Here is a 22180-nt window from a genome sequence, read left to right as displayed (position 1 = left end):
TTTTATTATTTAGCATAATCTACTGCACGAAGTTCACGAATCACGGTTACCTTGATATTTCCTGGGTAATCGAGATTGTTTTCAATTTTCTCACGAACTTTGTGAGCCAAGATTGTGACTTTGTCGTCCTTGATTTGTCCTGGATTGACCATGATGCGGATTTCACGTCCTGCTTGAAGGGCAAAGCTATTTTGTACTCCTTCAAAGCCGTTAGCAATTTCTTCCAAATCATGGAGACGCTTGATGTAGCTTTCAAGAGACTCACTACGAGCACCTGGCCGAGCTGCGCTCAAGGCATCTGCTGCAGCGACGATAACTGCAATGACGCTCTCAGCTTCAACATCTCCGTGGTGACTAGCAATCGTATTCACCACAACTGGATGCTCCTTGTACTTACGAGCCAATTCCATACCAATTTCAACGTGGCTACCTTCAACCTCGCGGTCAATGGCTTTCCCGATATCGTGAAGGAATCCTGCACGACGGGCAAGAGCTGCATTTTCACCAAGCTCGCTCGCCATGATACCAGCCAACTTAGCCACCTCAATCGAATGACGCAAGACATTTTGTCCATAAGAAGTACGGAACTGCAAACGTCCCATAATCTTCATCAAGTCTGGATGAAGGTTTGGCGCACCAATCTCATAGGCTGCTGCCTCACCATATTCACGGATCTTATTATCAATCTCTTGACGGTTTTTCTCAACCAACTCTTCGATACGAGCTGGGTGGATACGACCATCCTTGAGCAACATTTCCATAGTCATACGAGCAATCTCGCGACGAATCGGGTCAAATCCTGACAAGGTCACCACTTCTGGTGTATCGTCGATAATGACATCAACCCCTGTCAAACTTTCAAAGGTACGAATGTTACGACCTTCACGACCAATAATGCGTCCCTTCATAGTATCGTCTGGCAGATGAACTGTTGAGTTTGTTGACTCTGCTACATATTCACCAGCGATACGTTGCATAGCTTGAACCAAGATGTCCTTGGCCATTTTGTCAGAACGTTCCTTGACCTCTTGCTCAGCTTCACGAATGCGGCTGGCAATCTCCTTGGTCAAGTTTTCCTCTGTCTGAGCCAAGATAATATCTCGTGCTTCTGCCTGAGACAGAGCACCAATACGCTCTAACTCTGCTTCTTTTTGTCTTTCGACTTCCTCTAATTGCTCTTCACGCGCATCAAGGTTTTTCGCTCTATCAGAAATACTTTGTTCTTTTTGTTCAAGTGTTTGTTCTTTACTCGTCAAATTATCGTCCTTACGGTCGAGGCTAGTAGCTCTCTCGGTCAAACGACTTTCGATTTGTTTGAGTTCTTGACGTTCTGATTTGAATTCAGCGTCCACTTCTTCACGGTATTTTCTGGCTTCTTCTTTGGCCTCCAATAGTGCTTCTTTTTTAAGAGACTTGCTTTCACGTTTGGCTTCATTAACAAGTAAATCGGCTTCACGTTCAGCTTGTCCACGTAAATTAGTTGCTTCTTGTTCAGCATTTAAAAGCATCAACTCTGCAGCTTCCTGAGATGATTTCATCTTAGCTGAGATGCTGACATATCCAATGACTAAACCAATGATGACGGCAAAAACAGCAATCGCAAGCGACATGATTTCCATGTTTTTACCTCATTTTATTGTTATTCCGAATGACATACATTCTTTTACATTCTACCATAAAAAAGTGATTTTCACAAACCTAAAATAGAATATGTTTTGGGTAAATTAAAACACATTTGCTAAAATAAACTTCTTGTTTAGAAACAGTAGTTTAGTAGAGATTTGAGAAAAAGCCTACATTTCAGTAAACTTAGTTTGTTTCTATTCTAATCGGTACTCTTCCAAAATTCTGTTCTGCTATACTTGGATTTCCTAGTTGGTAAATCTGGTCTGCCTTTTGAGTCATGACATCCCAAGGCTCTTTGCCAATTCGGCTGACTAGACTGACCTGATCTTTCAAGGACTTGAGGTGTTGCCTGCCTTTTTCGGTAAAACCAAGAACATGAATGGCTTCTGGCAAGTCATTTTCTCTAGCCTGCACCAAGATATAGGTCAAGAGACGTCTGACACGCGCCTTGGTGTAGCGTTTGGTGGAAACCACCTCAACCAAGTCTTTCAGAGATTGGGCTGTTTTAATAGCCTCTTTAATGCGCACTGCCATTTCCTGATTGACCTGATAGATGGTGGTTAGGTCGGGATTTGACAAGATTTGATAATGGAGCAAGGGAAAATAGTCTTCCCATCTCACCTTACTGGCCTGCTCAAAGAGGGAAACAGAAGGCATAAAGCGTTCTAAGAAATCTTGGTCTGAATGGTGCTGACGCAGGGCTGTAGCCGAGGCAAAGTCCACATCCTTATCCACAGAATGGTAACCCGCCCCCTGACGCTGAATCGGATGCAGCTTGATATTTCGTCCTGCAACTGCCTTGGTATAAGCAAGAGCAAGAACATGATTGGGCGTATTGTCAGAAAAATCAAGACCAGCAAATTCCTTCCACATGGCTTGGGTTTTCTGGGGATAGGAAAGGGAATTAGGCAGATTTTCCACAAATTGATCCATCTCAGCACCCCGCTCTGTGTATAAGTCAGCGATTTTTTGATAATCCAAAATTTCTTCTGTCCCAAAAGCGAGGTTATCAATACCCAGCCGAACCAAGATATCCACAGCTCCTTGGCCAAAGAAATCCGCCGCCTGAACACTGACTAAAAAGGGCAATTCCACTATCAAGTCTGCGCCATTTTCCAGTGCCATCTGGGCCCGTGCCCACTTATCCACAATAGCAGGCTCTCCACGCTGCATGAAATTTCCAGACATGGCTACGATTTTCAGCCCCTCTGCCTGCTCAAGCAGGTATTTATGCCCATTATGAAAAGGATTAAACTCCGCGATAATACCTGTGATGGTCATAGTGATCTCCTACTTCTGCGCCACAAAAAACCAACGGGTGCTGGTTTCTGTTGGCTCCTTGTCCTCAAAATCCGCATAGAGTTTGAAGGACTTGAATCCAGCCTGTTCCAGCAAAATATCATAGGTCAAGACTTCATAGGTCCGCTCCTCGTGCACTTCATCGTGGCGACTAAAGGAACCGTCCGCCTCCTTGATAAAGAAAGTCAGCTCATGGACGATGGAGTGAGGTGCTGCATCCTCATAAGTATCCCAGAGCATGGCAAAATCTTCCGCATTTTCATGGTAGGAATAGCCTGGAAAAACTTCATCTGTCTGGTAGGTGGAATGCACATCAAAGATAAAGACCCCGTCCTCATTGAGGGCATTATAGACTTCCTTAAAGACGTCCCCGACTTCCACCTCATCCTGCATGTAGCAGATTGAGTCCGAATAACAAGTGACAAAATCATATTGACCTGCCTGGGACAAATCCAGCATATTGCCTTCGATAAAATCAATCTTTTGTTTGGCTGAAGAAGCTCTCTTCTCAGCAATCTTCAACATATCCCCACTCAAATCAAGTCCAGTCACATCAAAACCTGCCTGAGAAAAGCGCACAGACTGAATTCCTGTCCCACAAGCCAATTCCAAGAGTTTCTTTCTCTCCTTGGTCTTAGGCAAATGACGCAGCGAAAAATCCGTCCATTTATCGTATAAACTATCATCCATCACTGCATCATAAACAGCCGCAAAGGTTTCATAAGTTGCCATAATCATGATACCAAGAGCCTCCAGGGCAAACACCACTCGCTCTTTACCTTTCTATCCATTTTCTTCTAAAATAAGCAAATAAAACCCAGTTGACTACAACTGAGTTCATCTTCTAAGCAAGAGCTTCTGAAATATCTACTGAATTCGCCTCATGCCATAGTTTTTCTAGGTTATAGTGGGCACGCATTTCTTCTGAGAAGATATGCACAACAACAGCACCAAGATCCAGCAAGACCCAACCTCCAGCTGCGTCGCCTTCGACATGACTACCTTTAAATCCTGCTTCCGCTACTTTTTCACGGATATTATCAGCGATAGCGTCCAACTGACGGCTATTCATTGAACTAGTGATAACAAAGTAGTCAGTCACGCTAGTCAAATCTTGTACATCAAGCGCAAGGATATCCTCCGCACGTTTCTCATCAGCCGCTTTCACGACTAGTTCTAGTAATTCTTTTTCGTTCATTTAGTCCTCTTTTTTAGAAAATATGTTTGTAATCTAGGACATCTGCAAAGCGATCCTCCCAAATGTCCTCATAAAATTCATTTATCGTTTCTGCTGGAATGTCATCCCCATCAAAGGTTGTGACAGCACCTTCTGGAATAATCAGCTTATAGCCATATTCAAAGGCAACCTTGACAGAGGTATCCACACAATATTCTGTCTGCATGCCACATAAAACTAATTTTTCAATCCCCTGTTTATCCAAGTATTCTTTTAAGCCAGTTTCTTTGAAAATACTATTATACTTCTTCTGAAAGATCTTTTCATCAGGTTTTCGATTTAAAAGCGCAGATAACTGCCAATCTTCTGATGTTTGGGCTTCAGGATTCTCAATATGTTGAACATAGATAATTTCGATATTCTTACTTCTAGCCTGGTTTTGTAAATAAGAAATTTTTTCCAATAGACTTTTTGTCTGGAACCCAGTTTCCACTAAAATATTCTGAACATCAATGATTATAAAAGCCGTCTTCATTTAGTCCTCTTTCAAATAGTGCACAAATGCGTTATAGGTTTCAAGGGTTTGGGGATAGATGGGGAATCCCTGATGAGCTAGATGCTCCACGGTACGAGCTGTTTCGTAGGCCACTGCCTTATTGAGCGATAGACTCGCAATCTCACGCGCCACGTCCACTCCAGGAAAGGCACGATTGTGCTCGATATAGTCTGCGACATAGATGACCTTGTCTAGGTCTGTCATCTGACCAGCTCCGACTGTATGGATTTCAATGGCTCGCAGGATTTCTGAATCATGCAAATCCAAATCTTCCTGAATTTTGTAAATACCAACCATTCCATGCCAGACATTATTGCCCCAGTTTTTGAGGTCAGAATCCAGTTGATAACGGTCAATTAATTCAAGAAATTCCTGATCTGACAGCTTCTTAGCATAGTCATGAAGAAGACCTGCAAGACCTGCTTTCTCGACATCGACTCCAAAGCGCTGAGCCAGTTCTATGGCTGCACGCTCCACACCCAAACAATGGGTTAAGCGTTTTTCAGGCAGAAGCTCTGCCATTTTTTCCAACAAAGCCTCGCGAGAGCAGTTGATATAGTCTTGATAGGCCATCAGTAGAGCCCCTCCTTCTCGATGTAGTCTAGCACAGGCTGAGGCAGGAGAAAGTTGGGTTTCCGACCTTGGGCAAGGAAGTCACGCACCATGCTGGACGAGATATCCATGAGAGGCACATCCACCCAGATAACTGGGTAAGAAGTCCCAGCCTTGTAGCGTGGGCGCTGAACTCCCACAAACTGAACCATATCAACTAACTCATCAATTCTATACCACTTAGGCAGATAGTCCACCATGTCGGCACCGATGATAAAGTAATAATCCGTGTCTGGATTCTTCTCAGTTAGAAGCTTCATGGTATCGTAGGTGTAGGAAATACCCTTGCGCTCCAACTCAATGGTTTCAATAGCTAGTCCTTCAATCCCCTCAATAGCCAACTCAAGCATCTTGAGACGATGGTGTTCAGGGATTGTTTCCTTTTTATCTACATGAGGGGGTTGGTATTCAGGCATGAGCAAGACTTGATCCAGTCCCAACTGTTGCCGTACTTGGTCCGCAACAATGAGATGGGCATTGTGAACAGGGTTAAAATTTCCCCCTAAAATCCCGACTTGTTTGCGTTTTTTCTCCTTGATTTCTGGCTCCAACTCTACCTTGGTAAAGGGAGTCAATAGTTCAATTGCCATAGGCTAGTCTCCTTTATTTCTCTGTAAAAACAGTTGTTTGGAGTATGTTTTTAGATTTCTTTGACTTTTTTAGAAATCTTGCGATTTTCTTTCTTGCTGGATTGTTTAAACAAAATCAAGATGCGTCCGATTTTTTGGACTGTATCCACACCGATTTCTTCTTCCAAGATTTCAGCTACTTCGTGGATATTTTCATCTGTGTTTTGCAAGAGCGTTACTTTAATCAATTCGCGGGCGTCAAGAGCCTGACGGACACTGGTTTTGATTTGGTCGTTAAGCCCATTTTTCCCGATTTGGATGATGGGTTTGAGGGTGTGTGCCTGGCTGTTGAGGAAAGCACGTTGTTTTGATGTTAATGACATAATTTCTTCCTTGTTTTTTTGATAGTTATTTTAGGTGGTGAGGGACAGTCGGAACTAATTTTTCAAAGATCTCATCTTTGGAAAATGGATTTCCTGACCTCACAATTGAGCCTTGGTCTCAATTGTGCCCCTTGCCAATCTACAGATTGGCAAGATCCCACGGCAATAACTATCTTTTTATGAGCTCACTTTGTTCGCTCAGTGATTTTAGTTTAAATAATTGCTTTTCGTGCGACGACTGCGACGCCTTCTGGTGCCCAGACGGCGATTTTGGCAGTTCCTGTTACACGAATCCATCCTAGGCCTGAGATGACTAGGTCTGTCTTATCCTTGATGTTAAATAGATGCTCAACCAGTTTAGGAAAATCTTCTTTTTCCTTGCTATTTGGTGGTGTCAGGAGAGTTCCGAGGTGCTTATCATAAAAGGCACTGGCTCCTTCTAGCTTGGTACGATGCAATTTGAGTTCATTGTCAAAAAAGGCTGTGAAACCTTGCTTTTCACCTGCAATAAAGTCAAAGCGTCCGAGACCGCCTAGAAACAGGGTTTGCTCAGGATTAAGCTGATAGGTTTTAGGCTTGATTTCCTTTTTAGGACTGACATACTTGAGATTTTTAGCCGTCAAGTAATGGGCCATTTGGTGACGATGGATGATTCCCGGCGTATCGTAGATATAAGATCCATCATCAAGCGGGATCTCAATTTTATCCAAGGTTGTCCCTGGGAAGCGTGAAGTCGTAATGACGTTCTGGTCACCCGTGATTTCTTGGATAATGGCATTGATTAGGGTAGATTTTCCAACGTTGGTTACACCGACCACATAGACATCGCGACCCTTACGGTAGTGCTCGATTTTGTCAATGACTTCCTTAATGGCATGTTTGTTTTGGGCTGAAGTTAGGACGACATCCACAGGACGAAGCCCTTCTTCGTGGGCACGCTCCATGAGCCACTGGCTAATCTTGCTCGGCTTAACTGACTTGGGCAGGATATCTTTTTTATTTCCGACCAAGAGGACATCATTGCCCGATACAAAACGTGGCAAGCCTGGGATAACAGAGCCATTAAAGTCAAAGATATCAATGACATTGACTACTAGGGCATCACTATCTCCCACCTCGTGCAAGAGCTTGAGGAAATCATCATCCGTCAACTGAACATCAGTGATTTCATTGTAGTGGCGGAGACGGAAACAACGTTGGCAATAGACTTCGCCTGTCTCCAAGCCTTTTTCAAGTGCCGACTGGGGGGTAAAACCAAGACCATCCTTGTCTGTCGTCTGAATGGTTGCTCCACAACCAATACAGAGAATTTCTTCCATAGTTAAATTCCTTTTTTATATGTAATCGGTCCGTACTTTTCAGTGATTTTTCGCTTCACACGGCGCTCACGAGCTCGGTTGATCTGTGTTTTGATCGAGTCATGTTGGACCAAGGGTTTGACTAAAATCGAGCGAATGCCTGCACGGTGGGCTGCTCGTATATCTGTCATGAGCTGGTCGCCAACCATGACCACTTCACTTTTCTCATAATGAAATTCCTTCATGGCACGGTCAATCCCAAATGTGAAGGGCTTCAGAGCCCAATAAACGTAGTCAATCCCAAATTTCTCAACTGCTCGTTGGACGCGTTTTTTAGTGTTATTTGATACCACAATGATGCGAATGCCCGCGTCCCGAAGATCATGTAGCCATTGCTTCATCTCTGGCGTCCCGTCAGGGTTGTTCCAAGCAATGAGGGTATTGTCCAAATCGACCAAAACAGCCTTGATTCCATGCGCCTGCAGGCTTGGGACTGTCAGATCATAGACTGCTTCCACAGCAAAGTCTGGCATGTAGTTTTCAATCACCATTTTGGCTCCTTTTCTTTTATTTTCTAGTAATTTTCTTCAGCCATTGAGATAAGGCCACCCATAAAATCAAGCTAGTCATTAAGATATAAATCCAAGCATTTGGCTCTTCTGTAAATGGTAGAGGAACATTCATTCCGAAGAAACCTGTAATAACCGCAAGTACTGCTAGTAAGACGGAGATAATAGTCAAAATTGACAAACTATCATTCAAGTTATTGTTTAGGATGTTGTTGTAAGAAGCTGAGAGTTGTTGCAAGACTTGAGAAATCAAGTCTGTCATAGACACCAACTGATGGGCTTCAATCATTGCATCATCAAACTGCTCTCGTTCGACATCATTAAATCTCCGATAAAGAGCATGGCCCTGGATATGTTCCAAGAGGAGTCGATTTTGTTTTGCTGCTGCTGTCAAGTAAACCATACCAGTCTCCAAGTCAGAGAGGGCGAAGAGATTTTTCTTTGTTGTAGTTTGACGTAGCAAGGCACTAATTTCGTCCTTACTTTTATCCATCTCTTCAATGACAGGATAATAAGCGTTACTGATAATCTCTAAACCAGCAAAGAGAAACTTGTAAATAGAAAGCGACTCATGGCTATCCAGATAAGCTGACATCTGATCAATGACATAAGCATTCTTATGGTTGCTGATGGTAATCATTCGTTGTCTTTCGACGATAAAGGTCATGGGAATCGCTTCATAATATTCTTTGTCTTTTTCTAAATCAAGAACATTATAAATAAAGGTTACCGTCTCCGTTTCACGGTTATAATCCATATGAGCTCGTTCATTTCTATCCAGAGCATACTCAATGGTTTCCTTGTCCAATCCATAGATGTCAGAAAGATCTTCCATATTTTTAATCTTATCCACATCAAGGTCTATCCAGGTACAACCATTGCCCAACTGCTTTTCTAAAACCATCTTTTCTCCTTTATTAAACTCTTTCTATTGTACCACAAATTACTTAAAATAACAGGTCTAGTCTGTGCGTGAGAAATTGCTGACGACGGTGATATTCCGATTGGGAACGAAGTGCAGAACCTGATCTTCTCCTCTGAGTTGCGTTGTTCGAATGCCGACACTGACAACCTTGCCCGATACGGTAATAGGACCATTTGTCAAAACGACCTCATCTCCCACATCCAGTTGACGTTCAAAGAGGATGAAAAAGCCATTGATGACATCAGATAGAAAGCCTTGGGCTCCCATCCCAATAGCCACCCCAGCAATCCCAGCCCCTGCCAGCAAACTAGAAACTGGCAAACCTAAAATCGACAAAATGCAGTAAAGCAAAAAGAAATAAAGGGTATAATTAAACACATTTTCTAACAGACGTGAGATGGTTTTCTGACGCCCGATATCATGACGAGACATTTTTAGAGAAGGTTTGACAATTCTCTGCACCATGGTATGGAGCAATTTCTTAGCTATATAAAAGAGTAAAAATAAGAATAACAGAGAAATTAACTTGGTTAAGATATTTTCAATAATCGTTGTTATATCAAGCTTATTGAGGTAGGTTTGAATAAATTCTTTCATAGAAAACTCCTTTCATTTATTATACCATACTTTTACAAGTGATGAATCTCCATAAATATTCAAAAATAATAGCCAAAATAGACAGAAAATTCTTGATTTTAGCTCATATTTATACTATAATCATAAACATTACACAACAAAGGAGATTGTTATGAAAAAATTCATTCATGCTTGGAATAAGGCAAGCCTAATCAAACGGATTTTGATTGGCATGCTTATTGGAGGAACCCTAGGACTGACACTTCCTAACATTTCAGGAATTGGTTTACTTGGAGATCTCTTTGTTGGTGGCCTTAAAGCCATCGCACCTATTCTAGTCTTTGCCCTCGTTGCTAACGCCCTTTCCCAACATCAAAAGGGCCAAGATAGCAATATGAAAACGGTCATCTTCCTTTACTTGGTGGGAACCTTTGCAGCTGCACTTATCGCTGTACTAGCAAGTTTCATCGTACCTGTTGAAATTACCCTAAATAGTGCTAATACCGATATTGCTCCACCAGATGGGATTGGACAAGTCCTCAGCAACCTCTTGCTCAAACTGGTTGACAACCCAGTCAATGCCCTTGTCACAGCCAACTACATCGGTATCCTATCCTGGGCAGTTGTTTTCGGGATTGCTATGAGAGAAGCCAGCAAAAATAGTAAAGAATTGCTGAAAACCATAGCTGATGTGACTTCTAAGATTGTCGAATGGATTATCAACCTAGCTCCATTTGGTATCCTTGGTCTTGTCTTCAAAACCATCTCTGATAAGGGAATCGGAAGCCTCGCTAACTACGGAATCTTGCTTGCCCTCTTGGTGACAACTATGTTCTTTGTCGCTCTGGTTGTCAATCCATTGATTGCCTTTCTCTTTATGAAGAGAAATCCTTATCCCCTCGTTTGGAAATGTTTGCGTGTCAGCGGTGTTACAGCCTTCTTTACTCGTAGTTCTGCGGCGAACATCCCTGTCAACATGAAACTTTGTCACGACCTTGGACTAGATCCAGATACCTATTCGGTTTCTATCCCACTCGGTTCTACTATCAACATGGCCGGAGCAGCGATTACTATTAACGTTTTGACCCTTGCTGCAGTAAATACTTTGGGAATCCCTGTTGACTTTGCGACAGCCTTTGTACTCAGTGTAGTAGCAGCAATCTCAGCCTGTGGTGCTTCTGGTATCGCTGGAGGATCCCTCCTTCTTATCCCCGTTGCTTGTAGCCTTTTCGGTATTTCTAACGATATTGCCATGCAAGTTGTTGGGGTTGGATTTGTGATTGGTGTCATTCAAGACTCATGTGAAACAGCCCTCAACTCTTCTACAGATGTCCTCTTCACAGCTGTTGCCGAATACGCAGCATCCCGTAAGAAATAACTCATAAAGACAAGCCTGCTCAGGTCTTGTCTTTTCCGCTTTTATTCTAACTTACTAGGAAATTCTTATGTCTATTAGCCAACGTACGACCAAGCTCATCTTAGCTACCTGTCTTGCCTGCCTTCTTGCTTATTTTCTCAATCTCTCCTCAGCTGTCTCGGCTGGAATCATCGCCCTCTTGAGCCTATCCGATACTCGTAGAAGTACCTTAAAACTGGCCCGCAATCGACTCTTTTCCATGCTTCTAGCTCTAGCTATCGGTGTTTTGGCTTTTCACTTGAGCGGATTTCATATCTGGAGCCTTGGCCTCTATCTAGCCCTCTATGTGCCTCTAGCCTACAAGATGGGCTGGGAAATTGGCATCACACCAAGTAGCGTGTTGGTTAGCCATCTCTTGGTGCAAGAGTCAACCTCTCCAGAACTCCTAGTCAACGAATTCCTTCTCTTTGCTATCGGTACTGGATTTGCCTTGCTTGTTAATCTCTACATGCCTTCACGAGAAGAGGACATCCAGCATTACCACACATTAGTAGAAGAAAAGTTAAAAGATATCCTCCAGCGCTTCAAATATTATTTATCCAGAGGGGATGGACGCAACCGAGCACAACTGGTTGAAGAATTAGACACCCTTTTGGAAGAAGCCCTCAGACTGGTCTATTTGGATCACTCTGACCACCTCTTTCACCAGACCGATTACCATATTCACTATTTTGAGATGAGACAGCGACAAAGTCGCATCCTGCGAAACATGGCCCAGCAAATCAACACCTGTCACCTAGCTGCCAGTGAGAGCCTGATTTTGGCCCAACTCTTTTCAAAAATTGCAGGTCAACTGAGCCAGACCAATCCTGCTTCTGATTTGCTAGATGAAATTGAACGTTATCTGGAAGTCTTTCGGAACCGCAGTCTACCCAAGACAAGAGAAGAATTTGAAACCCGTGCCACACTTCTTCAACTCCTACGTGAAGCAAAAACCTTCATCCAAGTAAAAGTTGATTTTTACCAAAAATATGGACAGTAAAAAAGAAAACTTCAGACCAATCACAAAAGGTGAATATCTGAAGTTTTCTTTTATTTGTAAGTTATTACCATAAAGGTTAATAGTAAAATGAATAAGGTCTAATATTCAACATCTTTTTATAGAGGGCTAAGGTAAAACCCTACATACTTTGCTGTCTTATTATCCACGACACTAAGTTTTACAAATCAATTTCATTTACCAAACATAGTTAGTAAGACAGTTATCTAGGCCACTTTCTACCCGTTACAACGGAAAAGCCCACGAATCGATATTATTCATAAAACTTTACTAGTGGAGCGCCTAGCCAAGTTCCATAGAAACTTGGCGTTAGTTACTTAGATTGTTACACAATCAAATAAATTTACTGAACTACAACACGGAGTTTTACAAATCGATTCCATTTATAAAACTCAGTTAGTGAGGCAGTTAGAAAAATTGAACACGCCCTAAAAGCGTCGAGAAAAAGATAAAATCTTCTAGAAACTACGTTTCTTCGGCGATTTTCCTATTTTCTTCTCGCTTTTTTAACGGGCTTTGTATCTTCATCACATCTTTTCTTCCAACTCTACATCTGGATACTTGTCCGCAAACCAGCGTAGGGCAAAGTCATTTTCAAAGAGGAAGACTGGTTGGTCGAAACGGTCTTTGGCCAAGATGTTGCGGCTTGAGGACATCCGTTCATCCAAGTCCTCAGGCTTGATCCAACGAACGGTCTTTTTACCCATTGGACTCATGACAACTTCAGCATTGTACTCGCCTTCCATGCGGTATTTAAAGACTTCAAACTGGAGTTGACCTACAGCGCCTAGCATATACTCGCCTGTTTGGTAATTCTTATAAAGCTGAATGGCTCCTTCTTGCACCAATTGCTCAATCCCCTTGTGGAAGGATTTTTGCTTCATGACATTCTTGGCAGAAACTTTCATGAAAATTTCAGGAGTGAAGGTTGGCAGTGGTTCAAATTCAAACTTGTTTTTCCCAACTGTCAAGGTATCCCCAACTTGATATGTACCTGTATCGTAAACCCCGATAATATCACCTGCCACGGCATTGGTCACATTCTCACGACTTTCCGCCATAAACTGAGTAACATTCGAAAGTTTAGCACCCTTACCAGTACGAGGCAGGTTGACACTCATACCACGTTCAAATTCACCCGATACGATACGTACAAAGGCAATACGGTCACGGTGACGAGGGTCCATATTGGCTTGGATTTTAAAGACAAATCCTGAGAAATCTTTATCATAAGGATCCACAATTTCACCATCTGTTTTCTTATGACCATGAGGTTCCGGAGCAAACTTAAGGAAGGTTTCAAGGAAGGTCTGCACACCAAAGTTTGTCAAAGCTGAACCGAAGAAGACAGGTGTCAATTCTCCAGCCAGAATAGCTTCCTCTGAAAACTCATTCCCAGCTTCATTTAAAAGTTCAATATCATCCTTGACTTGCTCGTAGAAAGGATTGCTACCAAAGAGTTTGTCCCCGTCTTCTAGACTGGCAAAACGCTCATCCCCTTTGTAGAGCTCCAAGCGTTGGTTATAGAGGTCATAGAGCCCTTCGAAGGCTTTCCCCATCCCAATAGGCCAGTTCATCGGATAGCTAGCAATGCCCAAGACTTCTTCCAATTCTTGCAAGAGGTCCAGTGGCTCACGACCGTCACGGTCCAGCTTATTCATAAAGGTAAAGACCGGAATTCCACGGTGTTTGACAACTTCAAACAATTTCTTGGTTTGGGCCTCGATACCCTTGGCAGAATCCACAACCATAACTGCAGCATCCACCGCCATCAAGGTACGATAGGTATCTTCTGAAAAGTCCTCATGCCCTGGCGTGTCGAGGATATTCACACGCTTGCCATCATAGTCAAACTGCATCACAGATGAAGTCACCGAAATCCCACGTTGCTTCTCGATATCCATCCAGTCAGACTTGGCAAAAGTCCCTGTTTTCTTTCCTTTTACGGTACCAGCCTCACGAATCTCGCCCCCAAAGTAGAGCAACTGCTCAGTGATGGTTGTTTTCCCCGCGTCCGGATGGGAGATGATGGCAAAGGTACGACGTTTCTTAATTTCTTCTTGAATATTCATAAGTTCTCTTTCTTTGATTCTCTATTTTTCTTGTTCCAATAGCTAAGAATGATTTCTACATTGGATTTTACCATTCCTTTCAACACTCCATTATATCGGATTTTGCCATTTTTTTCAATTTCTATTTCTTTTCAGTTTGGCTCCCTTATTTATAGGAAAATATGGTAAAATAGAACAGACTAAAAATCATCATTTCACGAAAGGATGCAAGATGAAAATTACGCAAGAAGAGGTAACACACGTTGCCAATCTTTCAAAATTAAGATTCTCTGAAGAAGAAACTGCTGCCTTTGCGACAACCTTATCTAAAATTGTTGATATGGTTGAATTGCTGGGCGAAGTCGACACAACTGGTGTCGCACCTACTACGACCATGGCTGACCGTAAGACCGTACTCCGACCTGATGTAGCCGAAGAAGGAACAGACCGTGATCGCTTGTTTAAAAACGTACCTGAAAAAGAAAACTACTATATCAAGGTACCAGCTATCCTAGATGATGGAGGAGATGCCTAATGACTTTTAATAACAAAACGATTGAGGACTTGCACAATCTCCTTGTCTCTAAGGAGATTTCAGCAACTGAACTAACTCAAGCAACACTTGAAGATATCAAATCTCGTGAGGAAGCTATCAATGCTTTTGTCTCTATCGCTGAAGAACAAGCCCTTGCTCAAGCCAAGGCTATTGATGAAGCTGGAATTGACGTAGACAATGTTCTTTCAGGAATTCCGCTAGCTGTTAAAGATAATATCTCTACAGACGGTATCCTGACAACTGCTGCCTCAAAAATGCTCTACAACTACGAGCCCATATTTGATGCGACAGCCGTTGCCAATGCAAAAGCCAAGGGGATGATTGTCGTCGGGAAAACCAACATGGACGAATTTGCCATGGGTGGATCAGGTGAGACTTCACACTATGGTGCCACTAAAAATGCTTGGGACCACAGCAAGGTTCCTGGTGGTTCATCAAGTGGTTCTGCTGCAGCTGTAGCGTCAGGGCAAGTCCGCTTGTCGCTTGGTTCTGACACTGGTGGTTCCATCCGCCAACCTGCTGCCTTCAACGGGATCGTTGGTCTCAAACCAACCTACGGAACGGTTTCTCGTTTCGGTCTCATTGCCTTTGGTAGCTCACTAGATCAAATCGGACCTTTCGCACCAACTGTTAAGGAAAATGCTCTCTTGCTCAACGCTATTGCCAGCGAAGATGCCAAAGACTCTACTTCTGCTCCTGTCCGCATCGCCGACTTTACTTCAAAAATCGGGCAAGACATCAAGGGCATGAAAATCGCTTTGCCTAAAGAATACCTCGGTGAAGGAATTGACCCAGAAGTTAAAGAAACCATTATCAAGGCAGCCAAACACTTTGAGAAACTTGGCGCTATCGTCGAAGAAGTCAGTCTTCCTCACTCAAAATACGGTGTTGCCGTTTACTATATCATCGCTTCATCAGAAGCTTCCTCAAACTTGCAACGTTTTGACGGTATCCGTTACGGCTATCGTGCAGAGGATGCGACCAACCTTGATGAAATCTATGTAAACAGCCGTAGCCAAGGTTTCGGTGAAGAGGTTAAACGCCGTATCATGCTGGGTACTTTCAGTCTATCATCAGGTTACTACGATGCCTACTACAAGAAGGCTGGACAGGTTCGCACCCTCATCATCCAAGATTTCGAAAAAGTCTTTGCGGATTACGACTTGATTTTGGGACCAACTGCTCCTAGTGTTGCCTATGACTTGGATTCACTCAACCATGATCCAGTTGCCATGTACTTGGCTGACCTTTTGACCATCCCTGTCAACTTAGCTGGTCTTCCAGGAATTTCGATTCCTGCTGGATTTGCTCAAGGTCTACCTGTCGGCCTCCAATTGATCGGTCCTAAATACTCAGAAGAAACCATTTACCAAGCTGCTGCTGCTTTTGAAGCAACAACAGACTACCACAAACAACAACCCGTGATTTTTGGAGGTGATAACTAATGAACTTTGAAACAGTCATTGGACTTGAAGTCCACGTAGAGCTCAACACCAATTCAAAAATCTTCTCACCTACTTCTGCCCACTTTGGAAATGACCAAAACGCCAACACTAACGTGATTGACTGGTCTTTCCCAGGCGTACTGCCAGTTCTCAATAAAGGTGTTGTCGATGCTGGTATCAAGGCTGCACTCGCTCTTAACATGGACATCCATAAGAAGATGCACTTTGACCGCAAGAACTACTTCTACCCTGATAATCCTAAAGCCTATCAAATTTCTCAGTTTGATGAGCCAATCGGCTACAACGGCTGGATTGAAGTGGAACTAGAAGACGGTACAACTAAGAAAATCGGTATCGAACGTGCCCACCTAGAAGAAGACGCTGGTAAAAACACTCACGCTACAGATGGCTACTCTTATGTTGACCTCAACCGCCAAGGGGTGCCATTGATTGAGATTGTATCTGAAGCAGACATGCGTTCTCCTGAAGAAGCCTATGCTTACCTAACAGCCCTCAAGGAAGTTATCCAGTATGCTGGTATTTCTGACGTTAAGATGGAAGAAGGTTCTATGCGTGTGGATGCCAATATCTCCCTTCGCCCTTATGGTCAAGAAAAATTCGGTACCAAAACTGAGTTGAAGAACCTAAACTCCTTCTCAAACGTGCGTAAGGGTCTTGAATACGAAGTCCAACGTCAAGCTGAAATCCTTCGCTCAGGTGGTCAAATTCGACAAGAAACTCGCCGTTACGATGAAGCTAACAAGGCAACCATCCTCATGCGTGTCAAAGAAGGTGCTGCAGACTACCGCTACTTCCCAGAACCAGACCTACCCCTCTTTGAAATCTCTGATGAGTGGATCGAAGAAATGCGTACAGAATTGCCAGAGTTTCCAAAAGAACGCCGTGCCCGTTACGTATCTGACCTTGGCTTGTCAGACTACGATGCTAGTCAGTTGACTGCAAACAAAGTTACTTCTGACTTCTTTGAAAAAGCTGTTGCCCTCGGTGGCGATGCTAAGCAAGTCTCAAACTGGCTCCAAGGTGAAGTCGCTCAGTTCTTGAATGCTGAAGGCAAAACACTAGAACAAATCGAATTGACACCAGAAAACTTGGTTGAAATGATTGCCATCATCGAAGACGGCACTATCTCTTCTAAGATTGCCAAAAAAGTCTTTGTTCATCTGGCTAAAAATGGTGGTGGTGCACGTGAATATGTGGAAAAAGCAGGTATGGTCCAGATCTCAGATCCAGCTGTCTTGATTCCAATTATCCACCAAGTCTTTGCCGATAACGAAGCGGCTGTTGCCGACTTCAAGTCAGGTAAACGTAACGCAGATAAGGCCTTTACAGGATTCCTTATGAAAGCAACCAAAGGCCAAGCCAACCCACAAGTCGCCCTTAAACTCCTTGCCCAGGAATTAGCGAAATTGAAAGAAGATTAATATTTAAAAGAAACCAGCCCTGAGGTTGGTTTTTTCGGTCCTACCAAATCCCATTAACTATTTTGGCTTTATTTCCAGAAGATTTTATGGTAAAATGAAGAGTAATAATATTTATTAAAGAGGTAAAAACATGATTGAAGCAAGCAAATTGAAAGCTGGTATGACATTTGAAACTGCAGACGGAAAATTAATCCGCGTTTTGGAAGCTAGCCACCACAAACCAGGTAAAGGGAACACAATCATGCGTATGAAATTACGTGATGTCCGTACTGGTTCTACATTTGACACAAGCTACCGTCCAGAAGAAAAATTCGAACAAGCTATTATCGAAACTGTTCCAGCTCAATACTTGTACAAAATGGATGAAACTGCCTACTTCATGAACACTGAAACTTACGACCAATACGAAATCCCAGTCGTAAACGTTGAAAATGAATTGCTTTACATCCTTGAAAACTCTGATGTTAAAATCCAATTCTACGGAACTGAAGTAATCGGTGTAACCGTACCAACTACTGTTGAATTGACAGTCGCTGAAACACAACCATCTATCAAAGGTGCTACTGTTACAGGTTCTGGTAAACCAGCAACTATGGAAACTGGACTTGTTGTCAACGTTCCAGACTTCATCGAAGCTGGACAAAAATTGATTATCAACACTGCAGAAGGAACTTACGTTTCTCGTGCCTAATCTCTAGAAAGAGGTCATTCTATGGGAATTGAAGAACAATTTGGCGAAATCGTTATCGCTCCACGTGTACTTGAAAAAATCATTGCCATCGCAACTGCTAAAGTTGATGGTGTCCACTCATTTTCAAATAAATCCGTATCTGATACCCTATCAAAACTCTCTCTTGGTCGTGGCGTCTACTTAAAAGAAAGCAACGAAGAGCTAACTGCTGACATCTATCTCTACCTTGAGTACGGTGTGAAAGTACCAAAAGTGGCTCTTGCTATTCAAAAAGCAGTAAAAGATGCTGTCCGTGATATGGCTGATGTGGAACTTGCTGCTGTTAACATCCATGTTGCAGGAATCGTTCCAGATAAAACACCAAAACCTGAGTTGAAAGATCTATTTAACGAGGACTTCCTCAATGACTAGTCCATTATTAGAATCTAGACGCGAACTTCGTAAATGCGCTTTTCAAGCTCTCATGAGCCTTGAATTCGACACAGATATGGAAACAGCTTGTCGCTTTGCCTACACACATGACCGTGAAGATGAAGATGTGCAAATCCCTGCCTTTCTGATGAACTTGGTTTCTGGCGTTCAAGCTCAAAAAGACGAGTTGGATAAACAAATCAACCAGCACCTCAAGTCAGGCTGGACAGTTGAACGATTGACCTTGGTCGAAAAAAACTTACTACGCTTAGGTATCTTTGAAATCACATCATTTGATACACCTCAGCTGGTAGCAGTCAATGAAGCTATTGAACTTGCTAAGAATTTTTCAGATCAAAAATCAGCCCGTTTTATCAATGGACTGCTTAGTCAATTTGTAACTGAAGAAAATGAATAATCGAAAAGGTGTTTGGTTTTCCAAGCACCTTTTGACTTTCTCCTCTGCACAGAGTAAGAAGCACATAAAAACTAGAACTGACTGCCAGTTCTAGTTTTTATGTATTCTGAGGTATTAGTATTTTCTAAATCGTTGGTAACGCTCTTCCAACAACTCTTCTAACGGTTTTTGTAAAAGTATAGCTAGCTCATCTTGGAGTTCTTTTTTGACATTCTTAATTAGTTCTTTGCTAGAAAGTCCTGCTTCAGAAATCACCTTATCTACCACGTCCATTTCTAACAGCTCATGCGAAGTGATTTTCATCAGTTCTGCTGCTTCCATAGCACGACTGCCATCCTTCCATAGAATAGAAGCAAAACCTTCTGGGCTGAGAATGGCATAGATAGAATTTTCCAGCATCCAGACACGATCCGCAACGGCTAGAGCCAGAGCCCCTCCTGAACCACCTTCACCGATAATAATGGCGATAATCGGAACTTTCAGGTCACTCATTTCCATGAGATTGCAAGCAATAGCTTCCCCTTGACCGCGTTCTTCTGCACCGACACCAGGATAGGCACCTGCAGTATTGATAAAGGTCACAACTGGACGACCAAACTTTTCAGCCTGTTTCATCAAACGTAGGGCCTTGCGGTAGCCTTCTGGATGCGGTTGACCAAAATTCCGCTTGAGGTTATCTTGTAAACTCTTGCCTTTTTGGATACCAACCACTGTTACAGCTTGGTCCCCAAGCCAGCCGATACCACCAACAACTGCACCATCGTCACGAAAAGAACGGTCACCGTGTAATTGGATAAATTCATCAAAAATGCCTGTTGCAAAGTCCAAGGTTGTCAAGCGACTCTGCTCACGCGCTTCTCTGACTATTTTTGCAATATTCATCTAGGACCCCCTCCGTGCAATCTGACTAGGCTAGCAATGGTGTCTGGCAAATCTCTTCTTTTGACAATAGCATCCACAAAGCCATGTTCCAATAGGAATTCTGCCTTTTGGAAATCCTCAGGCAAGCTTTCACGAACCGTATTTTCAATGACACGACGCCCAGCAAAACCGACCAAACTCTGTGGTTCAGCTAGAATGATATCACCTTCCATAGCGAAGGAAGCTGTTACACCACCTGTCGTTGGATCTGTCAAAATGGTCAGGTAAAAGAGGCCAGCATTTGAATGGCGTTTAACCGCTGCAGAGATCTTGGCCATCTGCATGAGACTCATGATGCCTTCCTGCATACGGGCTCCACCAGATGCGGTGAAGAGAACAATTGGCAATTGTTCAACAGTCGCATACTCAAACAAGCGAGTGATTTTTTCACCTACAACTGTACCCATAGAAGCCATGATAAAGTTGGAATCCATAATCCCAAGAGCCACAGTCTGACCTTTTATAAGAGCTGTTCCTGTCACAACGGCCTCATCCAGACCTGTTTTTTCACGCATAGTTGCTAGTTTCTTTTGATAACCAGGGAAATGCAAGGGATCCTTGCTTTCAATCCCTGTAAACAATTCCTTGAAGGTTCCCATATCAATCGTCAAAGCCAAGCGTTCTTGGGCAGAAATGCGAAAGGTGTAGCTACAATGTGGACAGATACGCTCACTTCCCAGATCCTTCTGATAAATGGTATGCTTACAGCCTGGACACTGGGAGAATAATTCATCTGGAACCTCTGGCTTGGCTTGAGGTTTTTCCCTAACCGAACGATTGGGATTGATTCGAATATACTTATCTTTTTTACTAAATAGAGCCATTGATTCCCCTTTTCGGTTTAAACTCTTGAAGTCATTTTATTCTTTTTCTTGATACTTGGGTAAAAAGGTTTCCATCAAGAAGGAAGTATCATAATCTCCAGCAATGACATTGCGATCTGAAATGAGGTCAAGCTGGAAATCAGCATTGGTCTGCACCCCCTCTATCTCTAGTTCATAGAGGGCACGTTGCATTTTCATAAGTGCATCAAAACGATTTTCACCGTGAACGATGATTTTAGCAATCATACTATCATAATAAGGTGGAATGGTATAGCCTGGATAAACTGCTGAATCCACGCGCAAGCCAACTCCACCACTTGGCAGATGGAGATTAGTAATCTTACCTGGACTTGGAGCAAAATTAAATGCTGGATTTTCTGCATTGATACGACACTCGATGGCATGGCCGCGTAGGACAATATCTTCTTGCTTAACAGACAGGGGCTGACCTGCCGCAATGCGAATCTGTTCCTTAACGATATCCACACCTGAAACAAACTCTGTTACTGGATGCTCTACCTGAACACGTGTATTCATTTCCATGAAATAGAATTTACCACTGGCTTCATCAAGAAGAAACTCAATGGTCCCTGCATTTTCATAACCAACAGACTCTGCAGCTCGAACAGCAGCAGAACCAATTTCATTGCGTAGCGTTTTGCCGATTGCAATTGAAGGACTTTCTTCCAAAACCTTTTGGTTATTCCGTTGAAGAGAACAATCCCGTTCCCCCAAGTGAATCACATTTCCGTGTTCATCTCCTAAGATTTGAACCTCGATATGACGAGCTGGATAGATGACCCGTTCTATGTACATGGCACCATTGCCATAATTGGCCTTGGCTTCGCTAGAGGCCGTTTCAAAGGCTGAAACGAGGTCTTCTGGTTTTTCAACCTTACGAATTCCTTTACCACCTCCACCTGCTGAAGCCTTGAGCATAACAGGATAGCCAATTTTTTCAGCAACAATCAAAGCTTCTTCAGAGTTATGCACTTCTCCATCCGAACCTGGAATGACAGGCACGCCTGCTTTGATCATCTGAGCACGCGCATTGATTTTATCCCCCATCATATCCATGACATGACCAGATGGACCGATAAACTTGATACCAACTTCTTCACACATGGTGGCAAATTTGGAATTTTCACTGAGAAAGCCGAAACCGGGGTGAATGGCTTCTGCCTCAGTCAAGACTGCAGCTGATAGAACAGCATTGATATTAAGATAAGACTCTGTAGCCTTACCAGGACCGATACAAACCGCCTCATCTGCCAAAAGCGTATGAAGGGCTTCCTTATCGGCAGTTGAATAGACCGCTACCGTCGCAATCCCCAATTCACGTGCCGCACGGATAATACGAACCGCAATTTCACCACGATTGGCAATTAAAATTTTTCGAAACATGGAGAACCTC

At 43.0% G+C, this 22180-nt stretch carries 24 protein-coding genes; 8 read left to right on the top strand and 16 right to left on the bottom strand.

Annotated elements, in window-relative coordinates; all coding sequences use genetic code 11:
- Positions 1-5 precede the first annotated feature (5 nt).
- From ADJ60_RS09980 to ADJ60_RS09925, 12 genes are all read right to left on the bottom strand, one after another.
- Entirely contained in the window at positions 6-1619 is a 1614-nt protein-coding gene (locus tag ADJ60_RS09980) for a ribonuclease Y (RefSeq protein WP_000404934.1), read from the bottom strand.
- Positions 1620-1809: 190 nt separating this feature from the next.
- Entirely contained in the window at positions 1810-2907 is a 1098-nt protein-coding gene (locus ADJ60_RS09975) for a nucleotidyltransferase (protein WP_049544804.1), read from the bottom strand.
- A 9-nt stretch (positions 2908-2916) separates the two neighbouring features.
- Positions 2917-3657 carry a methyltransferase domain-containing protein gene (locus ADJ60_RS09970; protein ID WP_049544836.1) on the bottom strand — a complete coding sequence of 247 codons (741 nt, stop codon included), beginning with the start codon at positions 3655-3657 and terminating at the stop codon, positions 2917-2919.
- A gap of 112 nt (positions 3658-3769) precedes the next feature.
- Positions 3770-4123, bottom strand: coding sequence for a ribosome silencing factor (rsfS, locus tag ADJ60_RS09965; RefSeq protein WP_049544803.1), 354 nt, complete (start codon positions 4121-4123; stop codon positions 3770-3772).
- 13 nt (positions 4124-4136) lie between these two features.
- Positions 4137-4637 (bottom strand): cysteine hydrolase family protein, encoded by a 501-nt coding sequence (locus tag ADJ60_RS09960; protein WP_049544802.1) that lies wholly within the window; start codon positions 4635-4637, stop codon positions 4137-4139.
- The gene (gene yqeK / locus ADJ60_RS09955; RefSeq protein ID WP_049544801.1) at positions 4638-5231 is read right to left on the bottom strand and encodes a bis(5'-nucleosyl)-tetraphosphatase (symmetrical) YqeK; all 594 of its coding nucleotides are present in this window, start codon (positions 5229-5231) and stop codon (positions 4638-4640) included.
- Positions 5231-5860, bottom strand: coding sequence for a nicotinate-nucleotide adenylyltransferase (locus ADJ60_RS09950; protein ID WP_045612187.1), 630 nt, complete (start codon positions 5858-5860; stop codon positions 5231-5233). Before ADJ60_RS09950 ends, yqeK begins: the two co-directional genes overlap by 1 nt.
- A gap of 50 nt (positions 5861-5910) precedes the next feature.
- Entirely contained in the window at positions 5911-6222 is a 312-nt protein-coding gene (gene yhbY / locus ADJ60_RS09945) for a ribosome assembly RNA-binding protein YhbY (RefSeq protein WP_000060169.1), read from the bottom strand.
- A gap of 212 nt (positions 6223-6434) precedes the next feature.
- A complete protein-coding gene (gene yqeH, locus ADJ60_RS09940; RefSeq protein ID WP_049544800.1) occupies positions 6435-7541 on the bottom strand; it encodes a ribosome biogenesis GTPase YqeH in 1107 nt (368 codons plus the stop codon).
- A 2-nt stretch (positions 7542-7543) separates the two neighbouring features.
- Positions 7544-8071, bottom strand: coding sequence for a YqeG family HAD IIIA-type phosphatase (locus ADJ60_RS09935; RefSeq protein ID WP_000234217.1), 528 nt, complete (start codon positions 8069-8071; stop codon positions 7544-7546).
- Between the two features lie 16 nt (positions 8072-8087).
- Positions 8088-8993, bottom strand: coding sequence for a magnesium transporter CorA family protein (locus ADJ60_RS09930; RefSeq protein WP_000242267.1), 906 nt, complete (start codon positions 8991-8993; stop codon positions 8088-8090).
- A gap of 57 nt (positions 8994-9050) precedes the next feature.
- Positions 9051-9611: a mechanosensitive ion channel family protein gene (locus ADJ60_RS09925; protein ID WP_024057615.1), complete on the bottom strand. Its 561-nt coding sequence runs from the start codon at positions 9609-9611 to the stop codon at positions 9051-9053.
- Between the two features lie 151 nt (positions 9612-9762).
- On the opposite strand from ADJ60_RS09925, the gene sstT reads away from it, so the two are divergent.
- Positions 9763-10968, top strand: a complete 1206-nt coding sequence (gene sstT, locus ADJ60_RS09920; protein ID WP_049544799.1) for a serine/threonine transporter SstT — start codon at positions 9763-9765, stop codon at positions 10966-10968.
- Positions 10969-11035: 67 nt separating this feature from the next.
- Positions 11036-11989, top strand: coding sequence for an aromatic acid exporter family protein (locus ADJ60_RS09915; RefSeq protein ID WP_033686484.1), 954 nt, complete (start codon positions 11036-11038; stop codon positions 11987-11989).
- A gap of 545 nt (positions 11990-12534) precedes the next feature.
- Here ADJ60_RS09915 and ADJ60_RS09910 read toward each other — a convergent pair.
- The gene (locus ADJ60_RS09910; RefSeq protein ID WP_049544798.1) at positions 12535-14079 is read right to left on the bottom strand and encodes a peptide chain release factor 3; all 1545 of its coding nucleotides are present in this window, start codon (positions 14077-14079) and stop codon (positions 12535-12537) included.
- Between the two features lie 211 nt (positions 14080-14290).
- Between ADJ60_RS09910 and gatC the strand changes: the two genes are divergently transcribed.
- From gatC to nusB, 6 genes are all read left to right on the top strand, one after another.
- A complete protein-coding gene (gatC, locus tag ADJ60_RS09905) occupies positions 14291-14593 on the top strand; it encodes an Asp-tRNA(Asn)/Glu-tRNA(Gln) amidotransferase subunit GatC (protein WP_000705420.1) in 303 nt (100 codons plus the stop codon).
- Positions 14593-16059, top strand: a complete 1467-nt coding sequence (gatA, locus tag ADJ60_RS09900; protein ID WP_049544797.1) for an Asp-tRNA(Asn)/Glu-tRNA(Gln) amidotransferase subunit GatA — start codon at positions 14593-14595, stop codon at positions 16057-16059. The genes gatC and gatA overlap by 1 nt, the downstream gene beginning before the upstream one ends.
- On the top strand, positions 16059-17501 hold the full coding sequence (gatB, locus tag ADJ60_RS09895; RefSeq protein ID WP_049544796.1) for an Asp-tRNA(Asn)/Glu-tRNA(Gln) amidotransferase subunit GatB: 1443 nt from the start codon (positions 16059-16061) through the stop codon (positions 17499-17501). The genes gatA and gatB overlap by 1 nt, the downstream gene beginning before the upstream one ends.
- 130 nt (positions 17502-17631) lie before the next feature.
- On the top strand, positions 17632-18192 hold the full coding sequence (efp, locus tag ADJ60_RS09890) for an elongation factor P (protein ID WP_000568643.1): 561 nt from the start codon (positions 17632-17634) through the stop codon (positions 18190-18192).
- Positions 18193-18213: 21 nt separating this feature from the next.
- Complete coding sequence (locus ADJ60_RS09885; RefSeq protein WP_000510575.1) at positions 18214-18603, top strand: Asp23/Gls24 family envelope stress response protein; 390 nt, start codon at positions 18214-18216, stop codon at positions 18601-18603.
- Positions 18596-19021: a transcription antitermination factor NusB gene (nusB, locus tag ADJ60_RS09880; protein WP_049544795.1), complete on the top strand. Its 426-nt coding sequence runs from the start codon at positions 18596-18598 to the stop codon at positions 19019-19021. Before ADJ60_RS09885 ends, nusB begins: the two co-directional genes overlap by 8 nt.
- Before the next feature lie 114 nt (positions 19022-19135).
- Here nusB and ADJ60_RS09875 read toward each other — a convergent pair whose 3' ends face one another.
- Genes ADJ60_RS09875 through accC form a run of 3 tightly spaced genes read right to left on the bottom strand, consistent with a single transcriptional unit; the run spans position 19136 to position 22170 of the window.
- Entirely contained in the window at positions 19136-19903 is a 768-nt protein-coding gene (locus ADJ60_RS09875; RefSeq protein WP_049544794.1) for an acetyl-CoA carboxylase carboxyl transferase subunit alpha, read from the bottom strand.
- A complete protein-coding gene (accD, locus tag ADJ60_RS09870) occupies positions 19900-20766 on the bottom strand; it encodes an acetyl-CoA carboxylase, carboxyltransferase subunit beta (protein WP_049544793.1) in 867 nt (288 codons plus the stop codon). Before accD ends, ADJ60_RS09875 begins: the two co-directional genes overlap by 4 nt.
- 36 nt (positions 20767-20802) lie before the next feature.
- Entirely contained in the window at positions 20803-22170 is a 1368-nt protein-coding gene (accC, locus tag ADJ60_RS09865; RefSeq protein WP_049544792.1) for an acetyl-CoA carboxylase biotin carboxylase subunit, read from the bottom strand.
- Between the last annotated feature and the right edge of the window lie 10 nt (positions 22171-22180).

Source organism: Streptococcus pseudopneumoniae (assembly GCF_001076775.1).
Lineage (GTDB): Bacteria > Bacillota > Bacilli > Lactobacillales > Streptococcaceae > Streptococcus > Streptococcus pseudopneumoniae_G.
Note: the sequence above shows the minus strand (reverse complement) of the source record. Positions and strands in the feature narration are given on the sequence as shown.

Excerpts from the sequence above, each read along its gene's own strand:
- ADJ60_RS09980 (WP_000404934.1), bottom strand. The coding sequence starts at position 1,619 with ATGGAAATCATGTCGCTTGCGATTGCTGTTTTTGCCGTCATCATTGGT.
- ADJ60_RS09975 (WP_049544804.1), bottom strand. The coding sequence starts at position 2,907 with ATGACCATCACAGGTATTATCGCGGAGTTTAATCCTTTTCATAATGGG.
- ADJ60_RS09970 (WP_049544836.1), bottom strand. The coding sequence starts at position 3,657 with ATGGCAACTTATGAAACCTTTGCGGCTGTTTATGATGCAGTGATGGAT.
- rsfS (WP_049544803.1), bottom strand. The coding sequence starts at position 4,123 with ATGAACGAAAAAGAATTACTAGAACTAGTCGTGAAAGCGGCTGATGAG.
- ADJ60_RS09960 (WP_049544802.1), bottom strand. The coding sequence starts at position 4,637 with ATGAAGACGGCTTTTATAATCATTGATGTTCAGAATATTTTAGTGGAA.
- yqeK (WP_049544801.1), bottom strand. The coding sequence starts at position 5,231 with ATGGCCTATCAAGACTATATCAACTGCTCTCGCGAGGCTTTGTTGGAA.
- ADJ60_RS09950 (WP_045612187.1), bottom strand. The coding sequence starts at position 5,860 with ATGGCAATTGAACTATTGACTCCCTTTACCAAGGTAGAGTTGGAGCCA.
- yhbY (WP_000060169.1), bottom strand. The coding sequence starts at position 6,222 with ATGTCATTAACATCAAAACAACGTGCTTTCCTCAACAGCCAGGCACAC.
- yqeH (WP_049544800.1), bottom strand. The coding sequence starts at position 7,541 with ATGGAAGAAATTCTCTGTATTGGTTGTGGAGCAACCATTCAGACGACA.
- ADJ60_RS09935 (WP_000234217.1), bottom strand. The coding sequence starts at position 8,071 with ATGGTGATTGAAAACTACATGCCAGACTTTGCTGTGGAAGCAGTCTAT.
- ADJ60_RS09930 (WP_000242267.1), bottom strand. The coding sequence starts at position 8,993 with ATGGTTTTAGAAAAGCAGTTGGGCAATGGTTGTACCTGGATAGACCTT.
- ADJ60_RS09925 (WP_024057615.1), bottom strand. The coding sequence starts at position 9,611 with ATGAAAGAATTTATTCAAACCTACCTCAATAAGCTTGATATAACAACG.
- sstT (WP_049544799.1), top strand. The coding sequence starts at position 9,763 with ATGAAAAAATTCATTCATGCTTGGAATAAGGCAAGCCTAATCAAACGG.
- ADJ60_RS09915 (WP_033686484.1), top strand. The coding sequence starts at position 11,036 with ATGTCTATTAGCCAACGTACGACCAAGCTCATCTTAGCTACCTGTCTT.
- ADJ60_RS09910 (WP_049544798.1), bottom strand. The coding sequence starts at position 14,079 with ATGAATATTCAAGAAGAAATTAAGAAACGTCGTACCTTTGCCATCATC.
- gatC (WP_000705420.1), top strand. The coding sequence starts at position 14,291 with ATGAAAATTACGCAAGAAGAGGTAACACACGTTGCCAATCTTTCAAAA.
- gatA (WP_049544797.1), top strand. The coding sequence starts at position 14,593 with ATGACTTTTAATAACAAAACGATTGAGGACTTGCACAATCTCCTTGTC.
- gatB (WP_049544796.1), top strand. The coding sequence starts at position 16,059 with ATGAACTTTGAAACAGTCATTGGACTTGAAGTCCACGTAGAGCTCAAC.
- efp (WP_000568643.1), top strand. The coding sequence starts at position 17,632 with ATGATTGAAGCAAGCAAATTGAAAGCTGGTATGACATTTGAAACTGCA.
- ADJ60_RS09885 (WP_000510575.1), top strand. The coding sequence starts at position 18,214 with ATGGGAATTGAAGAACAATTTGGCGAAATCGTTATCGCTCCACGTGTA.
- nusB (WP_049544795.1), top strand. The coding sequence starts at position 18,596 with ATGACTAGTCCATTATTAGAATCTAGACGCGAACTTCGTAAATGCGCT.
- ADJ60_RS09875 (WP_049544794.1), bottom strand. The coding sequence starts at position 19,903 with ATGAATATTGCAAAAATAGTCAGAGAAGCGCGTGAGCAGAGTCGCTTG.
- accD (WP_049544793.1), bottom strand. The coding sequence starts at position 20,766 with ATGGCTCTATTTAGTAAAAAAGATAAGTATATTCGAATCAATCCCAAT.
- accC (WP_049544792.1), bottom strand. The coding sequence starts at position 22,170 with ATGTTTCGAAAAATTTTAATTGCCAATCGTGGTGAAATTGCGGTTCGT.